Origin of the sequence: Actinoplanes lobatus, assembly GCF_014205215.1 — a bacterium.
GTDB lineage: Bacteria > Actinomycetota > Actinomycetes > Mycobacteriales > Micromonosporaceae > Actinoplanes > Actinoplanes lobatus.
In genome coordinates, this window is the sequence record NZ_JACHNC010000001.1 from 4,244,442 (window position 1) to 4,265,944 (window position 21,503).

15 protein-coding genes are annotated in these 21,503 nt (G+C 72.0%); 7 read left to right on the top strand and 8 right to left on the bottom strand.

The features are described 5' to 3' along the window. Positions 1-39: 39 nt before the first annotated feature. From BJ964_RS19755 to BJ964_RS19785, 7 genes are all read right to left on the bottom strand, one after another. Positions 40-639, bottom strand: a complete 600-nt coding sequence (locus tag BJ964_RS19755; RefSeq protein ID WP_188122034.1) for a sigma-70 family RNA polymerase sigma factor — start codon at positions 637-639, stop codon at positions 40-42. A gap of 29 nt (positions 640-668) precedes the next feature. Continuing rightward, complete coding sequence (locus tag BJ964_RS19760; RefSeq protein WP_188122035.1) at positions 669-1,778, bottom strand: AI-2E family transporter; 1,110 nt, start codon at positions 1,776-1,778, stop codon at positions 669-671. 65 nt (positions 1,779-1,843) lie between these two features. Beyond that, positions 1,844-3,361 (bottom strand): peroxidase family protein, encoded by a 1,518-nt coding sequence (locus BJ964_RS19765; protein ID WP_188122036.1) that lies wholly within the window; start codon positions 3,359-3,361, stop codon positions 1,844-1,846. A gap of 97 nt (positions 3,362-3,458) precedes the next feature. After that, positions 3,459-4,721: a polysaccharide biosynthesis protein gene (locus BJ964_RS19770; protein ID WP_188122037.1), complete on the bottom strand. Its 1,263-nt coding sequence runs from the start codon at positions 4,719-4,721 to the stop codon at positions 3,459-3,461. Continuing rightward, positions 4,685-5,707 (bottom strand): NAD-dependent epimerase/dehydratase family protein, encoded by a 1,023-nt coding sequence (locus BJ964_RS19775; RefSeq protein WP_188122038.1) that lies wholly within the window; start codon positions 5,705-5,707, stop codon positions 4,685-4,687. The genes BJ964_RS19770 and BJ964_RS19775 overlap by 37 nt, the downstream gene beginning before the upstream one ends. After that, on the bottom strand, positions 5,704-6,489 hold the full coding sequence (locus BJ964_RS19780) for a glycosyltransferase family 2 protein (protein WP_188122039.1): 786 nt from the start codon (positions 6,487-6,489) through the stop codon (positions 5,704-5,706). The genes BJ964_RS19775 and BJ964_RS19780 overlap by 4 nt, the downstream gene beginning before the upstream one ends. Then, on the bottom strand, positions 6,486-7,691 hold the full coding sequence (locus tag BJ964_RS19785; protein WP_188122040.1) for a nucleotide sugar dehydrogenase: 1,206 nt from the start codon (positions 7,689-7,691) through the stop codon (positions 6,486-6,488). The genes BJ964_RS19780 and BJ964_RS19785 overlap by 4 nt, the downstream gene beginning before the upstream one ends. A 101-nt stretch (positions 7,692-7,792) precedes the next feature. Here BJ964_RS19785 and BJ964_RS19790 point away from each other — a divergent pair, with 101 nt between their 5' ends. The 4 genes from BJ964_RS19790 to BJ964_RS19805 are packed head-to-tail and all read left to right on the top strand — an operon-like array spanning position 7,793 to position 12,260. Next, a complete protein-coding gene (locus tag BJ964_RS19790) occupies positions 7,793-8,548 on the top strand; it encodes an FkbM family methyltransferase (protein WP_188122041.1) in 756 nt (251 codons plus the stop codon). Then, on the top strand, positions 8,545-10,359 hold the full coding sequence (locus BJ964_RS19795; RefSeq protein WP_188122042.1) for a hypothetical protein: 1,815 nt from the start codon (positions 8,545-8,547) through the stop codon (positions 10,357-10,359). Before BJ964_RS19790 ends, BJ964_RS19795 begins: the two co-directional genes overlap by 4 nt. Continuing rightward, complete coding sequence (locus BJ964_RS19800) at positions 10,356-12,050, top strand: hypothetical protein (RefSeq protein ID WP_188122043.1); 1,695 nt, start codon at positions 10,356-10,358, stop codon at positions 12,048-12,050. Before BJ964_RS19795 ends, BJ964_RS19800 begins: the two co-directional genes overlap by 4 nt. Before the next feature lie 45 nt (positions 12,051-12,095). Continuing rightward, positions 12,096-12,260 carry a hypothetical protein gene (locus tag BJ964_RS19805; RefSeq protein WP_188122044.1) on the top strand — a complete coding sequence of 55 codons (165 nt, stop codon included), beginning with the start codon at positions 12,096-12,098 and terminating at the stop codon, positions 12,258-12,260. A 65-nt stretch (positions 12,261-12,325) separates the two neighbouring features. Here the strand turns inward: BJ964_RS19805 and BJ964_RS19810 are convergent, their stop codons facing one another. Next, positions 12,326-13,507: a glycosyltransferase family 4 protein gene (locus BJ964_RS19810; protein WP_188122045.1), complete on the bottom strand. Its 1,182-nt coding sequence runs from the start codon at positions 13,505-13,507 to the stop codon at positions 12,326-12,328. A 104-nt stretch (positions 13,508-13,611) separates the two neighbouring features. Between BJ964_RS19810 and BJ964_RS19815 the strand changes: the two genes are divergently transcribed. The 3 genes from BJ964_RS19815 (at position 13,612) to BJ964_RS19825 (ending at position 21,415) form a co-directional block, all read left to right on the top strand. Then, the gene (locus BJ964_RS19815; protein ID WP_188122046.1) at positions 13,612-15,321 is read left to right on the top strand and encodes a substrate-binding domain-containing protein; all 1,710 of its coding nucleotides are present in this window, start codon (positions 13,612-13,614) and stop codon (positions 15,319-15,321) included. Beyond that, complete coding sequence (locus BJ964_RS19820) at positions 15,318-20,285, top strand: alpha-(1->3)-arabinofuranosyltransferase domain-containing protein (protein ID WP_188122047.1); 4,968 nt, start codon at positions 15,318-15,320, stop codon at positions 20,283-20,285. The genes BJ964_RS19815 and BJ964_RS19820 overlap by 4 nt, the downstream gene beginning before the upstream one ends. 65 nt (positions 20,286-20,350) lie before the next feature. Beyond that, positions 20,351-21,415 (top strand): DUF3068 domain-containing protein, encoded by a 1,065-nt coding sequence (locus tag BJ964_RS19825; protein WP_188122048.1) that lies wholly within the window; start codon positions 20,351-20,353, stop codon positions 21,413-21,415. Positions 21,416-21,503: the final 88 nt, after the last annotated feature.

Here is a 21,503-nt window from a genome sequence, read left to right on the forward strand (position 1 = left end):
CCGGGCTCGGGTGCCGCGCAAGTCCGTCTACAAGCTTGCTCATTGTGCCTCCGGGCCGTGAGCGTGATTTCCACTCAACGCCACGGTCAATCGCCGTAACCCTTCGCGGAGCCGGGATTTCGCGGTGCCTTCGGGCAGGCCGAGTTCGGCCGCGACCTCACGGTAGGTGCGTCCCTGGAGGTAGGCCAGGGAGATGACGGTGTGCAGGTGTTCGGGCAGGGTGCCGAGCGCGAGCCGGAGCCGCCGGGTGGCGTCGGCGTCCTCGACCTGGTCGCCGACCGGGTCGCCGCGGCTGAGGGCTTCCGCGCTGAGTTTGCCGTCCTGGGTGGAGCGCCGGTGGGTCTCCTCGCGCCGGACCAGGTCGACGGCCCGCCGGTGGGCGAGCATGGCGAGCCATCCGCGCAGGCTGCCCTTGGCCGGGTCGAAGGCGAGCGGCCGCTGCCAGACGGAGAGGAAGACCTCCTGGGCGACGTCTTCGGCGGCCCGCTCGTCACGGGTGACCCGGACGGCGACGGTGTAGACGAGCGCGCTGAACCGTTCATACAGCTCGCTGAAGGCGTCCTCGTCGCCGAAGACCAGCCGGTCACGGAGCCGGGTGTCGTCGGCGAGGACGGTCTCCTGTCGCACCAAGGCGCTCACCCCGCAACACTCTAGCGGCCGGGGTCCAGTTAATCGACGGAAACCGATTCGGCTCGTGGTTCGGGGACGACGGCGGGCCGGTCGGCGAGTTGTTCCCGCAGGTAGTTCCAGAACACCGCGAGCATGGCGGCGACCGGTACGGCGAGCAGCGCCCCGACGATCCCGTAGAGGCTGCTGCCCAGGGTGACCGCGAGCAGCACCACCCCGGCGTGCAGGCCGAGCCCGCGGCTCTGCACCATCGGCTGGAGGACGTTGCCCTCCAGTTGCTGCACCGCGACGATGATGGCCAGCACGATGAGCGCGTCGGTCCCGCCGTTGGTGACGAAGGTGATGACCACCGCGACGAAGCCGGCGAAGAGCGCGCCGACGATCGGCACGAACGCGGTCACGAAGGTGAGCACGGCCAGGGGCAGCCACAGGTCCACCCCGAGGACGAACAGTCCGATGCCGATCAGCACCGCGTCGATCATGCCGACCAGCGCCTGCGAGCGGACGAACGAGCCGAGCGCGTCCCAGCTGCGGCCGGCGACCGCGGGTACGTCGGCGGCGAGCCGGCCCGGCAACTGGCGGCTGAGCCAGGGCAGGAAGCGCGGCCCGTCCTTGAGGAAGAAGAACATCAGGAACAGCGCGATGATCGTGTTGACCAGGCCGTTGAAGAACGAGCCGACGCCGTTCAGGGTGGCCGTGGCGATGCTGCCGACGCTCGCCTGGAGCTTGTCGACCGCAGTGTTCAGGTACTCGTTGGCCTGGTCGTCGCTGATGTTCAGCGGTGGCCCGGCGGCCCAGTCGCGCAGTTCGGCGATGCCGGCGACGACCTGGTCGGCCAGCACGCCGGACTTGGCGCCGACCGGCACCGCGATGCCGACCAGCGTGCCGATCGCGACGACCAGGAAGAGCAGCGTGACCAGGGTGGCGGCGAGCGCGGGCGGCCACCTGTGCCGGCGCAGGAAGCGGGCCGGGGGCCAGGTCAGCGTGGTGAGCAGCAGGGCGATGACGACCGGCCAGATCACCGGCCAGGCCTTGCCGAGCAGCCAGAGTGTCACCCAGGTGGCGAGCAGGACCAGCAGCATCTGGAGTGAGATGCTCGCCGATGTGCGCAGCGCGCCTCGCGCCTTCCTGGAATTCAGACCGGGTCCCATGTGATCACCCTAGGGACCCGGCGCACGGGACCGCGCGCCGAGGCGTGCGGTCCCGTGGGGGAGGGTCAGAGGTTCAGCGCGAACTTGACGAAGTCGCCGGCCTTGAACTGGCCGGTGGCCGGGGCGATCGGCGTGGTCGGCCGGAAGTCCGGGTTCCGCTTGAGGAAGCCCTCCTTGTCGGCCTCCAGGATGCCGAGGATGACCTCGGTGACGACCCGGCCGCCGACCGGGCCGAGCCGCTCGCCCGCGTGGGTGAGCTCGGCCTCCTTGAGGATGTAGAACCAGAGCGGGGCCTTGCCCTGCCAGCCGGCGTTGTCCGGGTCGGGCAGGCCGAGCTGGGCGTTGGTGAGCGGGGTGACGCCCATCCGCGCGGCGACGTCCTGACCGGCCGGCAGGCCCAGCCGGACACCGCGGATCAGGTTGCGCTCGGCCAGCGACGGCACCCCGTCGCTGACCACGGTGGTGGGCATGTTGAACAGCGGCAGGGAGAGCTTGCCGTCGATCCGGCGGGCCGCGTTGCGGGGGGTGGCGGGCCGGCCGGGCACGTCGAAGAAGTGCCACCAGTCGATCTCGAGGCGGGCCGGCAGCGGACGGTTGCCGCGCAGGTCGGCGCCCGGCTGGCCGAAGATCGCGGCCGCCGAGACCCCCGCACGGTTGTTGAGCAGGTACCCGGCCCGGATCATGCTGTGCCCGAAGCGGTACGCCGCGACCGAGTACTCGATCGGCATCATCGGCCGGTGGGGGTTCTTCGGCTTGTAGAACTCCCGCTTGACCTGGCCCTTGTTGTTGAGGAACCGGCCGACCACCTCGGAGCCGGCGACCTTGTCGAGGAAGTCGTGGATGATGACCCACTGGAAGTGCCAGCGGGTGATCCGCTGCGCCTCGGCCAGGTTGCTCGCCAGCCCTTCGGACAGCACCCGGTTGTGGAACTTGGCGAAGGCCAGGTGGAGCTGCGCGACGATCAGGTTCTCGTCGTTGCGGGCGTCGCCGAGGATGGCGCTGCCGTCGGCCCGGCGCGGCAGGTCGTCGACGCCGTTGGCGTTACGGACGATCTTCATCCGGAGACCGTCGGCCTCGTACAGATCGGGATCCTGGGACGGGCCCCGCCCGTAGAGCGAGCCGAGATCGAACACCGGGGTGTCGAAGTTGGTGAGCGCCAGCGGATCGGCCTCCGCCTCCGCCAGCGGGGTCCGGTCCAGCGTCATGTCGTGGTCGATGAACTGGCCGAGGAAGGTGAACCCGGCGGGGATGCGCGGGTTGTCCAGGTCGGCCGGGTTCGGCAGGGTGGGCTCGCCCATCTGCGCGGCGAGGCTCCGGAGCAGGTCCTCCGGCGGAGCGTACGCCTCGGTGTTCTTGAACATGATGCCGAAGCGGCCCTCTTTGTCGCGGCCGGCCTTCACCGCGATCTCGCTGCCCCGGGTGCCGGCGCCCGCGTGTTTCCAGTCGTTCGGCGCGCCGGGAGCGTCCGGGGCGGCGGCCGCCGCGGCCGTCGCCGCGACACCGGTGGTGCCCACGGTCGCCGCGACCGCGCCCGCTGCGGTGCCGGCGAGCAGCGTGCGCCGGTCGATGTTGCTGTCTGCCATGTGTGCTCCTTCTGCCGGGGGTGCCAGGAAGGTAGCCACGCACACGGGTCGATTGCGACGTCGAAGGACACCGCACGACTAATACCGACTGGACGGCTTAATCCGACTCGGGAACCTTTGTTCCGGACGAGGGAGACGGCCGCAACCCGCGCTGCCCCACGACGTTGGGCATCAACGCGGTCGCCACGAGCACCAGGAGGGCGGTTCCGGTGGCACACCACATGATCGCGGTGAATGTGTGCGGCACCACGGTGGTGGCCGCGACCAGCACCGCGCAGCCCGCCCACATGGGCGCCGACGGCCATCGGGATCCGGCTGCCACCTGCGCGTTGACCAGCACGAACACCAGCGCGTAGAGGGCGCCGGTGGCGGCGAAGACCGGCGCGTACCGGCCCAGTCCGGCGTAGTCCGGGCCGCCGGCCGCCCCGAACGCCAGCCCACCGGCCAGCGCGGACGCGGTCACCAGGACGGCGCCGGACGCGGTGACCAGCCCGACCGCGACGAGCAGGGCGCGCCTGCTGCCGTGCGCGAGCCGGGGGAGGGCGAGCACGGTGACCACCTGGGGCGCCCAGATCGCGCCCTTGGTGAGAACCGTGCCGACCGCGTACGCGCCCGAGGCGGCGGCCGGCAGCAGCGCGCGGGCCAGCAGCAGGTCGGCGTAGGAGACCACGAGCATCGCGAGGGTCGCCGAGCAGGCGGTGAAGACCTGCCTGGCGGTGATGCCGAGCCCGGTGGCGGTACCCGCGGAGGAGCGGGTCAGCAGGATCAGCGCGACCGGGATCAGCAGGGCGGTGGCGGTGCCGATCAGCATCGACCCGGTCAGCCCGGCGCCCAGCAGGAGCCCGGCGCTCAGGCCGCCGTACCGGCCGACGGCCTGCACGGCCATGCCCACGGCGAGCAGCAGGAACCGCTCGTCGCCCTGGAGCTCACCGAGCCAGCGGCCGGCCGCCACGATCGCTCCGGTGTAGACGGCCAGCAGCAGGATCACCGTGGCCGGCACGTCGAGCAGCGGGCCGGCCACCGGGGTCAGCAGGGCGACCAGGGCGGTGCACACGGCCGCGGTGAGCCATCCGGCCCGCTGGGCGCCCGCGCCGGGCTGGCGGACCCGGTGCACGGCCACCGCGATCTGCAGGCCCATGCTGGGCACGGCCGCGATGCCGGCGATGGCCAGCACGGTCGCGAGCGCGCCCAGGTCAGAGGCTTCGAGGGTACGGGCGCCGAGCACCGGGACGAGGTAGCCCAGAGCGCTGGCGACCGCGCTGGCGATCGCGACCGCGGCCGCCCCGGCGCCGATCCGCCGGGCCGTGCCGCCGGCCGGAGCCGCTACAGCCGTCCGTCCTCGACCGCCTGCCTGATCCACGGGATCACCTCGTCCAGCATCGTGTCGAGGCCGGTGTCGGCGCTGAAGCCGAGCACCTCGCGGGACTTCGCGACGTCCGGTACGCGCATCGCGACGTCGTGCGCGAACGGCTCGTCACTGACGTACCGGAAGGGGGTGTCCGGGCCTTTGATCTTGCGCCAGATCACCTCGGCGAGCTGGAGCACGGTGGTCGACTCGGCGGTCGAGAGGTTGAAGTCCTCGTTGAGGGCGGCCTCGTGCTCGATAGCGGTGGCGATGCCGCGGGCCAGGTCCCCGCCGTAGGTGTAGTGCCGCACCTGGTCGCCGGCGCCCAGGATGTGCAGCGGGTCCTGACCCTTCAGCACCTTCTGCACCAGGTCCGGGACGACGTGCGACATGGCCAGCTTGACGTTGCCGGACATCACCTCGGTGGAGCCGAGCGCCCGCCCCTCGCCGATGCCGACGCAGTTGAACGGCCGGACGATCGTGTACGGCAGCCGGTACTGGTCCCAGGCGGCGCGGGCGTAGTACTCCACGGCCAGCTTCTGGAAACCGTAGGACGACATGGGCGGCGGCACCTCGTGCTGGTCGCCCTCGCGGCTCGGCCAGCGGTCGGTGGACTCGAAGACCATCGACGACGACACGTACGTCATCTTCTTCAGCGTCCCGGCCTGGTGCGCCTTGATCGCCGCATCACAGGAGGCCGCCATGATCCGCTCGTTGGTGGCGAGCAGGTCGTACGCGTACGCGTGGAAGTAGGAGATCCCGCCGATCATGGCGGCGCCGGCGACGAAGTGGTCGCAGCCCTCCAGCAGCTTCGTGACCAGCTCGGTGTCCCGGGCGTCGCCCTCGGTGAACCGGTAGTTGGGGTGGTCGTCGTAGCTGTGCGACACCGGCCCGTACTTCGAGAAGTTGTCGAGCCCGACGACCTCGTGCCCGCGGCCCAGCAGTTCCTCGACCAGATATCCGCCGATGAATCCAGCCGAACCGGTGACCAGCACCTTCATGCGGGCGTGTCCTCCCTGTCAAAGTCCGCCGGAGCGGGAACGGGCCTCTTGTCCGCCCAGCGGGCGGCCATCTGCTCGTCCGACATGCGCCGGCCGAACGCGAAAAAGTACCAGCGCAGGTAACTCGGCATGAACCGGCCCACGTCGAAGTGCGACTCCCCGAGCTGGCGGTCGAGCCAGATCGTCGGGAGCTCGGCCACCGGGCGGCGCAGGCGGGTCGCCTTCGCGGTCAGCTCGATGCCGATCTCGAAACCGGTGTTCGACTCGATGCCGACCTCGCGGACGAAGTCGGTGTCGTACGCCTTGAAGCTGTTCGTGGCGTCCCGGGTGCCGACCCGGGCGAACATGCTCAGCGTCTTCCCGGCCCACCGCGACGCCATCCGCTTGAACCGCGGCCCGCCCACCTGCTGCCCGCCGGGCATGTAGCGGGACGCCGCCGCGACCACCACGCCGCGGTCGACCAGCCGGGCCAGATCGTCGATCTGCCGAGGGTCGTCGCAGCCGTCGGCCATCGTCACGACCGCCACCGGGGCGCGCGCCGCGTCGATGCCGAACCGGATGGCGTTGGCCGGGCCCCGGCCGTACGTGTTCAGCACGGCCCGCACCCGCGGATCGGTCTGGGCCAGCTCGTCGACGAACGGCACCGTGGTGTCCTCGGGCATGTCGTGCACGACCAGGACCTCCGCGGGCAGCATCACCTCGCGCAGGATCCGCTCCAGGTGGCGGACCACCTCCGGCCCCTCGTTGTAGACCGGGATGACCACCGAGATCCGTGGCGTCACACCCGCACCCCCGTTCCGGTCAGGCCCCACATGTCGATCACCGGTTTGTCGGTGTCGAGATCGGCATAGTCCGGGTGGGGTGAGGCGATCACCAGGAGATCGGCCCGTTTGAGGACGTCGTCGAGCGGAAGGAACCGGTCGTCCTGGACGTACGGGTCGGTGCAGAGGGTCTCCCGTGCCTTCAGCGTGAGGATCTTCCGCAGCTTGTACGCCAGGCTGTCCCGCGAGTCGTCGCTGCCGCCCTTGAACGCCATGCCGAGGATTCCGACGCTCAGCTCACCGAGGTCGAAGCGGTCCTCCAGCCGGGACACCAGGTACAGCGGCAGACCCTCGTTGATCAGCATCGCCGAGTGGCCGAGCACGAAGTTGTTCCGGTTGAACGCGGCCAGCTGCATGGTGTCCTTCAGCAGGCACGGCCCGGCCGCGAAGCCCGGCATCGGCAGGTCGGCCGCGCGCGGGTAGTCGAACGACACGGCGTGCCGGATCCGGGCGAAGTCGAGGCCGAAGTCGTTGGCCATCATCCAGAACTGGTTGGCCGCCGCGAACTTGAGGTAGCGCCAGGTGTTGGTGAACAGCTTGGCGAGCTCGGCCTCCTCCGGCTCCAGCCGGACGATCGAGTCGGTCAGGTTGCGGAACAACCTTTCCGCACGGTCAAGAGCCTCCGGGGTACGCGCGGCGACGATCTGCGGCAGCGTGAAGAGCTCGGTCATGGCCCGGCCCTCGGCGATCCGCTCCGGGCAGAAGGCCACGTCCACCTGGAGCCCGCGGCTCTTCAACAGCTTCTCGGTCAGCGCCGTCACGCCCGGGTAGACCGTGCTGCGCAGGACGATTAGCTGACCGTCGTGCAGGTGCTCCACGCAGCGCTCGATGGCCCGCGGAACCGCGCCGAGGTCCGGGTTGAGGTGCTCGTCGACCGGGGTGCCCACGACCACGACCAACGCGTCGGCCAGCCCGACGCTCGCGGGCGAGGTGCTGGCCCGCAACCGGCCGGCGGCCAGCGCCTCGGCCAGTGGCCCGGCGGCGCCCTCCTCCGCGAACGGCATGTCGCCGGAGTTCACCCGCGCCACAGCGGTTTCGTCGATGTCGTACAGCACCACGGACAGACCCCGCGCGGCGAGTGCGATACCCAGCGGGAGGCCTACCCGGCCACACCCGCCGACCACGCAGACGTCCACGCCGAGGACCTCATCTACCTCGGTCATTTCGCCTCACAATCCCCGCCAGGCTCTGGCGTAGAGGCAGGTTACTCGTGAGTCAACCTCGGGTCTACCCATGCGTAGCGAAGGGGCTATCGTTCGTCACCATGGCAGGCACGCCGACCACCACACTGAGCTCGCGGATCGCCGCGCTGCTCCCCGCCCGCGCCGTCGCGGCCGCGGTGCGCACCGCCTATCCGCGGGTCGAGCCGGAACTCGCCCGGCTGGCCTCCTACGCGCCGCACTGCGCCACCGCGGTCGACGTCGGGGCCTGGTACGGCCCGTGGACCCGCGGGCTGCGCAGGATCGCCGACCAGGTGGTCTCCGTCGAACCTGTGCCGGAGCTCGCCCGCCATGTGGCCGGCGCCTTCCCGGACGTTCGGGTGATCGAGGCGGTCGCGTCGGACCATCCCGGCACGGCCCAATTGTTCCTGCCGACCGGCGGTCCCGGGGCGGGAACCTCGTCGGTCGAGCACGGCGACGGCCCGACCGCGACGGTCCAGCGGATCACCATCGACTCGCTCGAGCTGACCGGTGTCGGGTTCATGAAGCTGGACGTCGAGGGCCACGAGATGCCGGCCCTGCTCGGCGCCGAGCAGACGATCAAGCGGGACCGGCCGTTGCTGATCGTCGAGCTGGAGGAGCGGATCCAGCCGATCCAGCCGGTGCTCGACCTGCTCGCCGGCTGGGGCTACCGGGCCTTCGTGATGCCCGGCCGCGAGTGGCTGCCGCTGGAGAGCTTCGACCTGCTCACCCATCAGAAGGGTGCGCTCGCCCGGATCGACCAGAGCTTCGTGCGGCGGGTCATCCGGCCCGAGCCGCGGTACGTCAACATGCTGCTCTTCCGCCCGGAGCCGGAGTGACCGCGGCCGCCGTGCCCGCGACCCGGGCCTGGCGGATCGATCCGGTCCACGCCGTCGCCGCGGTGCTGATCGCCGCGAGCGTGGCGTGGCGGGCGCTGATCACCCGGCGCGGTTACCTGACGATCGACGACTTCCCGATCCTGTCGCAGGCCGACGCGTCCGGGCTCACCCCGGGCCACCTGCTCTCGCTCTACAACAACCACCTGATGCCGGGCGGCCGGCTCATCGTGTGGATCGCCGAGCGGATGACCGGGTACGAGTACTGGCCGTACGCCGCCCTGATGATGATCGGCCAGCTGGCGGTCGGCATCACCTTCTACCGTCTGCTGCGGCTCATGCTGCCGGCCGGGTGGGCGCTGCTCGTACCGTTGACGCTCTTCCTCTTCAACCCGCTGACCCTCGAGGTCACCGCCTGGTGGGCGGTCGGGGTCAACCTGCTGCCCATGCAGCTGGCCATGATCCTGGCGATCGGCGCCCAGGTCCGCTACGTGCGCACCGGCGCGAACCGGCACCTCGTGGCGCTCGGCGCCGCCGTGCTGTTCGGGATGTTCTTCTTCGAGAAGGCGCTGTTCGCCATCCCGATGGTCTTCCTGGTGACCCTGTTCCTGTACGCGCCGGGCGGCCCGCTGCGCGCCGTGTTCACCACGATCCGCCGCTGGTGGAAGTCGTGGGCCGTGCTGACCGCGGTCGCCCTCGTCTACCTCGCCGCCTACCTGGGCATGTCGACCTCCGGCTCGACGCTGCGCCGCCCGTCGTCGCCGGCCGAGGTGGGCGCCTTCTTCGCCCAGTACTTCGGCGAGTCGCTGTCCCCGGCCCTGTTCGGCGGCCCGTGGACGTGGCTGGGCGCCGGCGACGGCACGCCGGTGGTCGCCCCGCAACCGGCCGCCGTCTGGGTGTCCTGGGCACTGACCGCGGTCCTGGTGGTCGGCACCGTCTGGTGGCGCCGGTGGGTCGCGGTCCGGGCGTGGAGCCTGCTCGTGGTCTTCACCGCCCTGGCCGGTGGCCTGATCGCGGCCACCCGGCTCGGTTCGGCGCTCAGCGGCGTGGCCGGTCTGGTGCCCCGCTACCTCGGTGACGTCCTGCCGCTGGCCGCCCTCTGCGTCGGCGTCGCGGTGTGCGGCCTGCGGGCCGTCGACGACACCCCGCAGCCGCCGGACCGGAAATCCGGCCAGCTGTGGTTCGTGGCCCTGGTCGTGCTGATCGCCAGCAGCGTCTACAGCGGCGTCGGCTTCGACGCCGAGTGGCGGCACAAGATCGGCCGCGACTACCTGAGCACCGCCGAGGCCGACCTGGCCCTCGCCGAGGCCGGCACGGTCTTCATGGATCAGCCGGTTCCGGAGGCGGTGGTGCCGAGCATGTCGTATCCGTGGAACATGCAGTCGAAATTCTTCGGCCCGCTGGAGAAGCCGCCGATCTTCGTCACCGAGGCCCGCAGGCTGTCGATCTTCGACGACGCCGGGCACGTCCGCCCGGCCTGGGTCGACGGGGTCTCCGCGAAGCCCGGCCCGGTCGCCGGCTGCGGCTACCGGGCCACCGGTGGCAAGCCGGTCACGATCGAGCTGGACGGCTCGGTGCAGGACTACTGGCAGGTGGTGCGGATCAGCTACCTCAGCGACCGGGACACCAGCGCCAGCATCCAGGTGGGCCGGCACGTGCCGCGCTCGTTCGACATCCACCGCGGCCTCAACGCGATGTTCCTGCTGATGCTGGTCGAGGGTGACGAGGCCGAGCTGAAGGTCGACGATCCGGCGGCCAACCTGTGCACCGACGAGATCGACATCGGCGCGCTGGTGCCGCAGCCGGTGGGATGAGCGTGCGGCCCCGCCTCGTCCCGCACGCGGTCGCGGCGGCGGTCACCGCGGTGGTCCTCGCGCCGCTGGCCATGCCCGGGTACGCGCTGCGCTACGACATGGTGTTCGTCCCGCGGCAGGCGCTGAGCTGGGAGATGATCGCCCCGGCCGACGCCCTGCCCCGGGCCGTCCCGCTGGACGCCGTGGTGGCGCTGGCCAACCTGGCCGTGCCCGGCTGGCTGTTGCAGCGGGTCGCGCTGGTCGCGGTGGTCTACCTGGCCGCGCTCGGCGCCGCCCGGTTGCTGCCCTCCGAACGGACCCTGCCCCGGGTGGTGGCCGCCATCGGGTACGCCTGGACGCCGTTCCTGGCCGAACGGCTGCTCCTGGGCCAGTGGGCGCTGCTTCTCGCGTACGCGATGATGCCCTGGCTGGTGAAGACGGCGCGCGACGTGCGCGCCGGGCGCCCGAACGCGCTGCCCCGGCTGGTGCTCGCGGCCGCGCCCGCCGCGGTGACCCCGACCGGCGGCCTGATCGCGCTGGTCACCGTGGCGGTGCTGCTTCCGCTGCGGAGCCGTCGCACGATGGCCGCCCTGGCCGCGGTGGCCGCCCTGAACGCGCCCTGGCTGGTGTCCTCCCTGGTCAGCGCGGCCGGCGGGGTCAGTGACCCGGAGGGTGTCGCGCAGTTCGCGGCCCGCGCGGAGAACTGGGCCGGCCCGGTGGTGGCCCTGCTCGGCACCGGCGGCATCTGGAACGGCCAGACCGTCCCGGCCAGCCGGACGACCGTGCTGGCCCCGCTGGTCACCCTGCTGATCCTGATCGCCGCCGCGGCCGGGGTGGGCGAGCTGCGCCGCCGGCTGCCGGACGTCGCCGGGCGGCTGCTGATCCTGGCCGCCGGTGGGTTCCTGCTGGCCGTGGCCGGAGTGGTGGGCCCGGGCGTCACCCTGCTGGAGTGGCTGGTCGTGCACGTGCCCGGCGCTGGGCTGCTGCGCGACGGCCAGAAGTTCCTGATCCCGTACGCCCTGGCGCTGGCCCTGTGCTTCGCCCTCGGCGTGGAACGGCTCGCGGACCGCCTGGCGGCCCGCTTCGAGCCCACCGCCGGCCGGATCCTGCTGGCCGCCGCCCTGCTGCTGCCCCTGGTGGCCCTGCCCGACCTGGCCTGGGGCGTCGGCGGTGCGCTGCGGCCGGTGCGCTACCCGGCCGACTGGGCGGCCGTGCGGGCCCGGGTGGAGGCCGCCCCCGGCGAGGTGCTGTCGCTGCCGTTCGAGGGCTACCAGCGGTACCCCTGGACCGACGGTGTCGTGGTGCGCGACCCGGCGCCCCGCTACCTGGACGTGCCGGTGCTGATCAACGACGCGCTGCGGGTCGGCCCGGTCCTGGTCGACGGGGAGAGCCCTCGGGCCACCGCGGCCGCCGCGATCCTGGCCGCCGGCCGCCCGGCCGCCGAGATCGGCACCCACTGGGTCCTGGTCCGGCGGGGGAGCGGTGAACCGGACGCGAGGGTGCTCTCCGGACTCCGGCTGGTGTACGACGGCCGGTATCTTCAACTCTGGGAGAACCCATCGACTCCTGCCGTTGTCCGGTCGGCCGATCCGGGCCGGCGGGCCGCGGCCCTGGCCGCCCACCTGCTGGCCGCGATGGTGCTGGTCGGCGCGATTGTTCTACTGCGACGGAGAAGCCGATCAACCGCTCTCCCTAGTGCTACTGGGCAGTAGATCGTGATACGGTCCGCGCACCCACGACTCCGGGGAGGAAAGATCATGGCCAAACTGGCCACGTTCGTCATCGCGACGTTTGCCGGGGGCATCCTCGGCATCGTCGGCGTCGTCGCGGCTGTCGGTGCCGCGAACCCGTCGGCCGACACCGTCGCCAGCGTTAGCAAGACCGACCCGAAGCAGGGTGAGGCGGTCTACGGCGTTCGCTGAACGACAAACAGAAAGCCGGCCGGTTCCCTCGGGAACCGGCCGGCTTTCTCGTGTGCGGGGGTGGGTCAGGCGACGCGCTGATCCGCCGGGGCGGGCTCCTCACCGGACAGCTGCCGGGCCACCACCCCGCCGAAGGTCTCGCCCGCCTTCTCCCAGGTGAACTGGCTGGCGTGCGCGGCCGCGGCGACGCCCATCCCGCCGCGCCGCACGGCGTCCAGCAGCAGCGCCCGGACCTGGAGGAAGAAGTCGTACTCGTTCTCCACGAGCACGCCGGTCTCCCCGTCCACCATGGCGTCGGCGACCCCGCCCGCCGAGCGGAACGCCACCGACGGCGTGCCCCGGACGCCGGCCTCGACGATCGTCAGGCCCCAGCCCTCCTTGAGCGAGGGCGCCAGCAGCAGCCAGGAGCCGCAGAGCAGCTCGTGCTTCTCCTGTTCGGAGACGAAGCCGGTGAACCGCACCCGCTTCTCGATGCCCAGGTCCTCGGTGAGCTGCACCAGCGGCTCGTCCCACCAGCCCTGCCCGGCCACCACCAACTCCACCTCCGGCAGCTCCAGGGCCAGCAGGGCGGTCGCCCGCAGGGCGAACTCGACCCGCTTGTGCGGCACCAGGCGGCCCAGCACCATGAGGCTCGGATGCGGGGTACGCGGAGCCGGCGGCTCGGTGACCTCCGGGGTGCCGTTGTGCACGACCGCGATCCGGTGCCGGTCGACGCCCAGGCCGACGAGCTCCTCGCGGGTCGACTCGGAGACCGTCACGTACTGGCAGTCGCGGTAGACCCGGACGGCCAGTACGGACTCGATCCACCAGCCGACGCGGGCCAGCCGCGGGCCGAAGACGACCGGCCACTGCTCCCGGTGCACGTGGTGGACCAGGGCGATCACCGGGACCCGGGCGTACAGCCGGCTGAGGAACGGGATGCCGTTGCCCACGTCGATGATCAGATCCGGTCGGCCGAGCCGGCGGCGGGCCAATGGGCCGATGCCGAGCAGGCCGATCAGGTAGGTGATCGCGGCGAGCAGGTAGACAGTGTGTCGTCCACCTCGGCGGATTATCCGCACCCCGTCTGGAGTAGTCTCCTCCGCCGGAGCGTTGCCGTGCGCCTGGCAGAGCAGTGTCACCAGGTAGCCGCGGCGGACGAATTCCGCGGCCACCCGGTCGAGGAACAGCTCCGAGCCGCCCCCCTCGGGGTGCTTGGTGTCACGCCAGTTGAGGAACAGGACGTGACCGCCGCTGAGCTCCGTCATGGTCTACTCTGCCACCCCTACTAGCGAGTACGATTCGCGGTCGCGTCACAGTAGGGCAGCTCAGGGAGCCACCGCAACGGTCGCACCACAACGGGAGGAGGCGCGTGAGCGAGGGAAGCCTCCGCGCGCGACCGGAGTTCTGGCCGGTCATGATGCTGAGCATCACGTTGATCGCGGTTCTGGCCGGGTGGTCCGGATTTACATATATCGATCGAACCAGAAGCGATCCGGACTGCGCCGAGCGGACCTCGCTACGGGTCGCGGCGGCGCCGAGCATCGCGCCGCCGGTTCGCCAGATCGCGGCGCGGCTCTCCGCCCGCGACCGCTGCCTGGACCTGGTGGTCGAGGAACGCGAGTCGGCCGAGGTGCTGCGGGCCGTCGCCCGGACCGCTCCGGACATCGTGGACCCGCTCGCCGCCTCGCCGTCGGCCTCCGCGAGCGCCGCCGCCGCGGCCATGGCCGCGGCGCCCGACGTCTGGGTGCCCGAGTCGACCCTCTGGCTGCGCCGGGCCCGTGCGGTCGGCGCCTTCCAGGTCCCCGCCGAGGGGGTGTCGGTCGCCACCACCCCGGTGGTGCTGTCCCTCGACCAGAAGACCGCGACCCGGCTCCAGAAGCGCAAGGGCGGCCTGGCCTGGCAGCGCCTGGTCGGCGCCGCGCGGCTGCCGGTCCCGGTGGCGCTGCCCGACCCGGCGACCAGCCCGCTCGGCTTCGGCGCCCTGGTCGGCGTCAAGGCCGTCGCCAAGAACCACGCACCCACCACGGTCGCGATCATGCGGCGGCTGGCGCGCTACACCGTGTCGACCGCCGGTGAGGCAGCCCCCGACCCGGTCGGGCCGGGGGCGAAGGAGACCGCGGTGATCAGCACGGAACAGCAGGTGCTGTTCGCGGACGCGGGCGGCAAACGGCAGGTGGCCGTCTACCCGGCCGCCGCGGTGCCCGGCCCGGACTACCCGTACGCCGTGCTCACCTCCGCCGAGCAGGCCCGCGAGTCGGCCACCGCCCTGCTGCGCGGCCTGCTCGCCGCGGACGGCGCCGCCGCCGTCACCGGGCACGGCCTGCGCACCCCGGACGGCACCGCCCCGGAGGGCATCCCGGCCGCCACCAAGGTCCGCTCGGCCGCCTACCCGCCGGCCGCGCTGCCCGCCGAGAACGACGCCGAGACCCTGCTCAACACCTGGGGCGGGGTGCACATCAGCGCCCGCATGCTGGCCGTCTTCGACATCTCCGGCTCGATGGCCGAGGTGGTCCCCGGCTCCACCGAGACCCGGATGCAGGCCACCGTGAAGGCCGCCCAGGACGGCGTGCAGCTGCTGCTGCCCACCACCGAGCTGGGCGTCTGGGAGTTCTCCACCGACCTGGACGGCAAGCGCGACTACCGCGAGCTGGTGCCGGTCGGCCCGATCGGGCCGCGCCGCGACGAGATCATCCGCAAGGTCGGCAAGATGGAGGTCGAGGAGGGCGGTCACACCGGCCTGTACGACACCGCCCTGGCCGCCTACCGCGACGCCACCCGCAACTGGACGGCCGGCCGGATCAACATGGTGCTGATCCTGACCGACGGCCGCGACGACAACGCCAGCGGCGTCAAGCGCGCGGAACTACTCCGTGAGCTGGGCGAACTGGTGGACCGGAAGCGACCGCTGCCGATCCTGTTCATCGGCGTCGGCCCGGAGATCGACAAGAGTGAGCTGAACCAGATCGCGACGGCCACCGGCGGGCAGGTCGCCCTCACCGACAAACCTTCCGGAATCCGGCAGATCTTCTACACTGCGCTCGCCGAATTCAGCTGCCTGCCCCCGGAGTGCCGCCGATGACCACCGCCCTCCGGGAGCGGAGCACCCCCGTGCCCACCCCACCGACGATCGGTCCCCGCCGCCACCTGCTGGCGATCGGCGGCGCCCTGCTGCTCATCGCGCTGTCGTTCCTGCAGCGGCCGGGCCGGACCACCTTCGACACCAAGCTGGACCTGGCCGAGAACCCGATCGGCTTCATGTCCCGCGCCCTGCACCTGTGGAACCCGTGGGCCACCTCCGGTGAGCTCCAGCAGCAGGCGTACGGCTACCTGTTCCCGATGGGCCCGTTCTTCGCGGCCGGCGACCTGCTGGGCCTGCCGCCGTGGCTCACCCAGCGGCTCTGGTGCGCCCTGCTGCTCTGCGCCGCCTACCTCGGCACCCTGCTGCTGGCCCGGGCCATGCGCATCGGCTCCGACACCGGCCGGGTGCTGGGCGCCCTGGCCTACGCGCTGGCGCCCCGGATGCTCACCGAGATCGGCCCGCTCTCCTCCGAGATGCTGCCCGTGGTCATGGTGCCCTGGGTGCTGCTGCCGCTGGTGCGGGTGGGCCGGATCGGGTCGCCCCGCCGGGCCGCCGCGCTCTCCGGCCTGGCCGTCCTCTGCATGGGCGGCATCAACGCGGCCGCCGTGGTGATGGCCCTGGTGCTGCCCGGCCTCTACCTGATCACCCGGCGCTGGGACCGGCGCCTGCTCAAGCTGATCGCCTGGTGGAGCGTGGCGGTGCTGGGCGCCACCCTGTGGTGGATCATCCCGCTGCTGCTGTTCGGCCAGTACAGCCTGCCGTTCCTGGACTACATCGAGTCGTCCGCCACCACCACCGCGATCACCTCGCTGTTCCAGGCGACCCGCGGCACCAACCAGTGGAGCGGCTACATCGTCCAGGGCGAGCCGTGGTGGCCGGCCGGCTGGACGCTCGTCGACAACCCGGTGCTGATGGCCGTCACCGCGCTGGTCGCGGCGGTCGCCCTGACCGGCCTGGCGCTGCGCGGGCTGCCCGAGCGGCGGTTCCTGGTGCTCGGCGCGCTGACCGGCCTCACCCTGCTCACCATGGGCTACGTCGGCACCCTGGACAGCCCGCTCGCGCCGATGATGCGTGAGCTGCTGGACGGCCCGCTCGCCCCGCTGCGCAACGTGCACAAGTTCGAGCCCAACCTGCGGCTGCCACTGGCGCTCGGGCTGGCGTACGCCGCGAGCCAGGCCCTGCGGCTGCGGAAGTCCTGGCGGCTGCGGATGCCGGCCGCCCCGGTCGTCGCCGTGCTCCTGGCCGTCGCCGCGCTGCCCGCCTGGACGCTGCTGCTGCGCCCCGGGCCGGGCTGGTCGGAGATCCCGTCGTACTGGCGCAACGCCACCACCTGGCTCAGCGACCAGGACGACCAGGCCCGCACCCTGCTCCTGCCGGGTTCCGGCTTCGCCCAGCACACCTGGGGCCGGACCGTCGACGAGCCGATCCAGCCGCTGGCCGGGGCGCCCTGGTCGACCCGGCACCAGATCCCGCTCGGCTCGGAGGGCAACATCCGGGTGATGGACGTCGTCGAGCAGGTCCTCGAACAGGGCCGCGGCTCGGCGGCGCTGGCCCCCTTCCTGGCCCGCTCCGGCTACCGCTACCTGCTCGTCCGGCACGACCTGGACCGGTCCGCCGCGGGCGCCCCGCCGATCGCGGTGATCCGCCGCGCGCTGGCCGGGTCGGCCGGCCTGAAGCCGGTCGCCCACTTCGGCCCGCTGGTGGGCGCGGGCGGCGCGAGCCCCAGCCCGGTCGACACCGGGGTGTCGGTGCCGGCCATCGAGATCTTCGAGGTGGACCGGACCGTCTCGCAGGTGTCCGCCACCGCGATCACCGACGTGCCGGTGGTCAGCGGCGGCCCCGAGTCGCTGCTCGGCATCCTGGAACAGGGCCTGATCGACGGCGCCCAGCCGACCGTGCTGGCCGGCGAGGCGGACGGCGACCTGGGCCTGGCCGAGGGCGAGTCGAAGGCCCGCCCGATCGTCACCGACGGGCTGCGCCGCCGTGAGCTGAACATCGGCCGGATGCGCGACAACGTCAGCCAGACCCTCACCGAGGACGAGAAGACCCGGCAGGGCCGGGTCCGCAGCGACTTCGTGCCGTTCGCCGCGAAGGGCCATCAGACGGTCGCCGCCTACCAGGGGATCCGTTCGGTCCAGGCGTCCAGCAGCGCGAGCTTCGCCGACTCGATCGGCGCCACCGACCCGTCCGGGCTGCCGTTCGCGGCCCTCGACGGGAACGCGGCGACGGTGTGGCGGTCCGACCCGTACCAGCCGGGCGCCGGACAGTGGATCGACGTCGAGCTGGGCACCGCGAAACGGGTCACCGCCGTCACCGTCGACTTCTCCGACGACCTGCGGATCTCGGCCCCGGTCGCGCTGGTCCGGCTCACCACCGACCAGGGCATCGTGGACCGGCCGGTGCCGGCCACCCCGGGCCCGCACACCCTCTCCACGCTGCCCGGCCTCACCACCGGCGTACGCGTCACCGTGCTCGCCCTGCGCCAGGGCTACGAGGGCGGCGTCGCCCTGCGTGAGCTGGGCATCCCCGGGCTGGCCGCGGAGCGGGGCCTGCAGACGCCCGCCGACATCGTGTCGGCCGTCCCGCCGGCCTACTCCTTCGAACGCGCGATCCAGCAGCGCGGCGCCTGCTTCCCGGCGTCCACCGAGGCGGGCGGCGCGATCCACTGCGACCAGTTCCTGGCCCGGCAGGGTGAGGAGCCGCTCGGCATCGACCGGTACTTCACCACGCCGGTGGACGCCGCCTACGACCTGCGGATGACCGCCGTGGTGCGGCCGGGAGCGAACGTCCCGCTGGCCCTGCCGGTCACCGCCACCGCGTCGACGGTGCTGACCGGCGACGTCACGGCCGGCGCGCACGCCGCGATCGACGGCGACCCGGCCACCGCCTGGCTGGCCGAGCCGACCGACGAGAACCCGGCGTTGTCCCTGTCCTGGACCGGAGCGCGCCGCCTGGACCGGATCCGGCTGGTCGTTCCCGAGGCGCCGGCCGCCGCAGTGCCCACCCAGGTGCTGATCCGGGCGGGCGGCAAGGAGACGGCCGCCGAGGTCGGCACCGACGGCCTGGTCAGGTTCCCGCCGGTCACCACGAACCGGGTCGAGGTCGTGGTCACCGGCACGCGCAAGGTGATCGCCGACCCGCGCGGCCAGGGCTGGGCGGCGCCCGCCGGGATCGCCGAGATCGAGGTGCCCGCGCTGGCCGGGCTGTTCACCGCGGCCACCGACCGGACACCGCTGGCCGCCGGGTGCGGCACCGGCCCGGCCGTGGAGATCGGCGGCCGCGGCTACCCGACCGCGGTGTCCGGCACGCTCGGCGACGTCCGTGCCGGCCGCCCGATGAGCGTGGCGGTCTGCGACGACTTCGCCACCGAGTCGGTCCAGCTCACCAAGGGCGACCAGCACCTGCGTACCACGCCGTCGGCGGCCTTCGTGATCGACTCGGCGACGCTGGTGCCGGACGGGACCACGATCGCCGTTCCGGCGGTCACCCCACGAGCCGTGACCGTCGAGTCATGGCAGCCCACCCGGCGCACCCTCACGGTCGCGGCCGGCGCGGCGTCGCTGCTGGTGGTGACCGAGAACCACAACGCCGGCTGGACCGCCGTGCTGAACGGCGAGACGCTGCGCCCGGTCCGGGTCGACGGCTGGCAGCAGGCGTTCGTGCTCCCGGAGGGATCCGGCGGCACCGTGATCTTGCGGTTCACCCCGGACGAGCCGTACCGTACCGGTCTCGCGGCCGGAGCCGGCTGCGTCCTGCTGGTCGTGCTGCTCGCGCTGATACCGGTGCGCCGGCGTGCCGTTGCGGTCGCCCGTCCGCAGGCCCGGGTGTTCACCGCCGTCCCCGGTGGGGGCTGGTGGATGCTCGTGCCGCTGATGGCGCTGGTCGTCCTGCTCGGTGGCGTGGCCGGAGCGACGCTGCTGCTGGTGGCGCTCATCGTGCGGCAACTACGGCCCGGGGTGCTGCCCGGGCTCGCTTTCGCGAGCGTCGCCACGGCCATCGGGGTGGCGGTCTCCGGGCGTCTGCTCGGGCACGGGCAGGAGTGGGCGTACGACCTCGGCGTGCAGTTGGCGATGCTGGCGGCGGTCTGCGCGGTGGCGGCGTCGGCCGCGCCGTCGGCCGGACACCGGGAACAGGAGATCTCAGTGCACGACATGGAAACCGACCCGCACCGGGCGACGCTCGGCCGGTCGGTCCGCCTGTTCCGGACGTTCCTGGTCGAACAGTCCGACCCGGACCGCTTCTACTCGCTGCTGGCCGAGGACTCGGTACGCCAGCTCGGCGCCTACGCCGACCTGAACGGCGCCACGGTGCTGGACGTCGGCGGTGGCCCCGGCTACTTCAACGCCGAGTTCGAGCGGGCCGGGGCGGCCTACTTCGGCCTCGACCCGGCGGTCGGCGACTTCGCGGCGGCCGGCGCCAAGGTGAGCGGGATGGTCCGCGGCAGCGGCACCGCCCTGCCGATCCGTACCGGCTCCCTGGACGTCTGCTACTCGTCGAACGTGCTGGAGCACGTGGACGAACCGGAGGCGATGCTCGACGAGATGGTCCGGGTGACCCGGCCGGGCGGCACCGTCTTCGTGTCCTTCACGCCGTGGTGGTCTCCGCACGGCGGTCACGAGACCGGACCGTTCCGGCACTGGTTCGGCGGCGACCGGGCCCGGCGCCGCTACCTGCGGGTGCACGGTCACGAGCCGAAGAACCGGTTCATGGAGACGCTTTTCCCGGTCAGCGCCGCACGGATGATGCGCTGGACCCGGGCCGCCCGCCGTGCCGGAGCCGTCACGGTGGTCGATGTGATCCCGAGGTATCACCCCTGGTGGGCCCAGTGGGTCGCCTCGGTGCCGGTGCTGCGGGAGTTCCTCACATGGAATTTCACCGTCGTGCTGCGGCGCGAGGGTGAGTCCGTTTCAACAACCGTTCAGGAAGATGTGGCAGGGGTCTCGCTTCCTGATGTGACTCTCTAGTAACCTCCTGCAAGCTCGGCATACATCATTCCTGCCGCATTCCGTTTCCACCTCGTGGAGGACATATGAAGTCCCGCGTCATCGGCACCGTGCTGTTCGGTTTCGGCGTCTTGGCGTTGGTGTTCGCCGGCGGCCTCGCCTTCGTCGTGGCACCGACCGTCAAGCAGCTCCCGTACGACATGGAGATGACCCAGTCGATCGCCGAGGCGCCGAACGCGACGTACCTGCAGATCGCTGACGGCAAGGCCACCATCGAGACCGGCGACCTGCGTTCCACCGTCACCGTTCAGACCGACTCGGACGAGACCGCCAAGCTCACCGGCGACCTGGACGGCACCGCCCTGGTGTGGGTCGCCGGCCAGCAGGTCGAGAACACCGAGGGTGAGCTGGTCAGCGCGTACAGCACCTCTCTCGCCGTGGACCGCAAGACCGGTGCGGCCGTGAAGTGGGACGGCCAGTGGCTGGACACCGGCGGTCAGCGTGAGGCTGTCGACTACAAGGGCCAGATCTACAAGTTCCCGTTCGGGACCGAGCAGAAGACGTACGACATCTTCGACCGGGACATCCTGACCGCGAAGCCGGCCAAGTTCATCAAGACCGAAGAGATCCAGGGCGTCGAGACCTACCAGTTCACCCAGACGCTGGAGAACGAGACCCAGGTTCTCCCGGAGGACCGCGTCAAGCTGCTGCTCGGCCAGCTGCTGCCGACCGCCACCTCCGGCTCCGTGCAGTACGGCAACGTCCGTACCGTGTGGGTCGACCCGGTCACCGGCGCGTACATCAAGGTCCAGGAGCAGCAGAAGAAGACGCTGCTCGGCAACGACGGCAGCTCCAAGGTGCTGCTGGACGCGACCTTCGTCTACTCCGACGCCACCGTCACCAAGTCCGCGGACACCGCCAAGGCGAACCAGTCCAAGCTCAGCCTGGTGGGCGTCTGGGGCCCGATCGGCCTGGGCGTGCTCGGCCTCATCCTGGCCGTGCTCGGCGCGGTGCTGATGCTCCGTGGCTCGAAGACGGCCGCCGCCAACGGCGTCCCGGCCCAGTGGTCCGGCGCGCCGCGGCACGCCGCCAAGTCGGGCGACGAGGCCGGCGACGAGGCGGAGGCGACCGCTTCCGCCGAGAAGAGCTGACACCACCCGTACGACGAACGAGCCGTACCCCTGGGCCGAAAGCCCGGTGGTGCGGCTCGTCCGCTTCTGTGGCGGCGGCCACTCACAA